The 1,533-nt window shown below is 67.4% G+C and carries 2 protein-coding genes and 1 riboswitch; both genes read right to left on the bottom strand.

From position 1 onward, the window contains the following. The coding region (gene metK / locus OS124_RS0106755) for a methionine adenosyltransferase (protein ID WP_010138672.1) at positions 1 to 777 on the bottom strand (777 nt) is incomplete at its 3' end. Between the two features lie 6 nt (positions 778 to 783). Then, positions 784 to 833, bottom strand: a riboswitch (SAM-SAH riboswitch). Between the two features lie 41 nt (positions 834 to 874). After that, a partial coding sequence (lnt, locus tag OS124_RS23905) for an apolipoprotein N-acyltransferase (protein ID WP_010138670.1) occupies positions 875 to 1,533 on the bottom strand: 659 nt, incomplete at its 5' end.

Raw genomic sequence — 1,533 nt, 5'->3', positions numbered from 1 at the left:
ATAGGTGTCGACGATGATCTTGCGGCCCGTCAGGCCCGCGTCGCCGTCGGGCCCGCCGATGACGAACTTGCCGGTCGGGTTGACCCACCACTCGGTGCGGTCGGTCAGCCAGCCCTCGGGCAGGACCTCGCGGATATAGGGTTCGACCAGGGCGCGGATGTCGGCGCTGGTCTGGTTTTCATCCGCATGCTGGGTCGAAAGCACGAGTTGCATCACCTCGACCGGCTGGCCGTTCTCGTAGCGCAGCGAGAGCTGGGACTTGGCGTCGGGGCGCAGCGTCGGCTCCTGCCCGGACTTGCGGACCTCGGCGAGGCGCTTGAGGATCTGGTGGGCGTAGAGGATCGGCGCCGGCATCAGCTCGGGCGTTTCATCCGTCGCGTAGCCGAACATGATGCCCTGGTCGCCGGCACCTTCGTCCTTGTCGTTCGAGGCGTTGACCCCCTGGGCGATATGGGCCGACTGCTCGTGCAGCAGGTTGGTCACTTCCACCGTCTCGTGGTGGAACTTGTCCTGCTCGTAGCCGATGTCCTTGATGCAGGCGCGGGCGATGTCCTCGATCGAGGCCATGTAATGCTGCAGCTTGTCCTGATCGGCCAGGCCGATCTCGCCGCCGATGACCACGCGATTGGTGGTGGCGAAGGTTTCGCAGGCGACGCGCGCCTCGGGCTCGGCAGCGATCAGCGCGTCCAGAACAGCATCGGAAATGCGGTCGCAGACCTTGTCGGGGTGACCCTCTGAAACGGATTCAGAAGTGAAGATGTAGTTCTGGCGTGTCATGAGAATTGCTCCGGTATTTTCAGACCTGCCCCGTCAGGAAGCCGTTGGGGCGGCGATGGCCTTGGTTAAGCCGCGCGACGCGCGGGGTCAATTGCGTTTACGACACCCGCCCTAATCTGCGGTGAATGAGGCCGGAAAGGGGGGAAAGCAGCAACAGCAGGGCCAGCAGCAGGGCCGGAAGGTCGCCGCTGCGGCTGTAGGGCGTGGGGGCAGAGGGTGGCGGCAGGGCCACGTCGAGGGTGCCCTGGGTGTTCAGCGCCAGGCTGTCCAACACCGCCCCGTCGGCAGAGATCAGGGCCGAGACGCCGGTATTGGCGACCCGGATCATCGGCAGGCCGTTCTCGACCGCGCGCAGCCGGGCCTGGGCGAGGTGCTGGTAGGGGCCGGAGAGGCTGCCGAACCAGGCGTCATTGGTGACCTGCAGCAGCAGGTCGGGGCGGGACGGGGCGGCGCGGATGTCGCGGGGGAAGATCGCCTCGTAGCAGATCAGCGGCAGGGTCGCGCCGATGCCGGGGATCTGCAGCAGGTCGGCCCCCGGTCCGGCGCTGTAGCCGAAGCCCTCCTGCGCGGCGAAGGCGCGGATGCCCAGCCGGGCCAGCTGGTCGCCGAGGGGCAGGTATTCCCCGAAGGGCACGAGGTGGTGCTTGTCGTAGACATCATGCACCGCGCCCGAGGTGTCCAGCACGGCCAGAGAGTTGTAATAGCGCGCGCCCTCGCGGCGCTGGATGCCGACGGCCAGCGCGCTGCCCTGCGCGG

The organism is Oceanicola sp. S124 (assembly GCF_000220565.1).
Classification (GTDB): Bacteria; Pseudomonadota; Alphaproteobacteria; order Rhodobacterales; family Rhodobacteraceae; genus Pseudooceanicola.
This window is presented reverse-complemented; position numbering and strand designations above follow the sequence as displayed.